The 918-nt window shown below is 40.0% G+C and carries 1 protein-coding gene; it reads left to right on the plus strand.

Annotated features, from left to right (window positions below):
- Window positions 1–918: HYR-like domain-containing protein (locus tag ES675_RS16505; protein ID WP_449374888.1), on the plus strand; the 918-nt coding region annotated here is incomplete at both ends.

A 918-nucleotide genomic window follows, 5' to 3' on the forward strand; every position in this document is an offset into this window, starting at 1 on the left:
CAGCTTTCAATACTTGGTTAAATGGGTTTACCGTTTCTGGTGGCTGTAATGCGACTGGTGATTACGGAACGCCTACGGCTCCACTTTTATGTGAAGGTGGTACAACAACAGTAACATATACAATTACAGATCTTTGTAATCCGTCTACTATTGATAGAACATTCTCTATAACGGCTCCTGAAGCTTTAGTTATTACAAGTGCGGCTACAAATATCGATATTCAATGTGACGGTACTGGAAACAATGGCGCGATTCAATTATGGTTAGATAATCATGGTTATGCAACAGTTTCAGATAATTGTTCTGAAGTAACGTGGACAAATAATTATGGTGGCGCTAGCTCTGATTGTGCGAATCCAATTGCGGTAACCTTTACGGCTACTGATGCTTGTGGAAACTTTGTTACAACTACGGCTTCTTATTCGATTATTGATTCTATTGATCCAGTAATTAATACCGTAGCAAGCCCACTAACTGTTCAGTGCGATGGTAATGGAAATATGGTCGCTTTAAATGATTGGTTAGAGAGTAATGGTGGTGCTTCTGCAACTGATGATTGTTCCGCTATTTCTTGGTCTCACAACTATACAGGGTTATCGGATGATTGCGGTGCAACGGGATCTGCTTCTGTAATTTTTACAGCAACAGATGCTTGTGGAAACACAAGTACTACAACGGCTATCTTTACTATTGAGGATACCACTGCTCCTGTATTAGATCCTGCACCTGCTGATATTACAGTAGAATGTGATGCCGTTCCTACAGCTTCTGCTACTGATTTATCTGCTACTGATAATTGTGATGCTAATATTACAGTAACATATTTAGAAGAAAGAGCGAATGGCAATTGTGATTCTAGCTATACATTAACCAGAACTTGGACCGCTACAGATGATTGTGGTAACACGGCTTCTGAAG

The organism is Algorimicrobium algoritergicola, from assembly GCF_008086165.1.
Lineage (GTDB): Bacteria > Bacteroidota > Bacteroidia > Flavobacteriales > Flavobacteriaceae > Algorimicrobium > Algorimicrobium algoritergicola.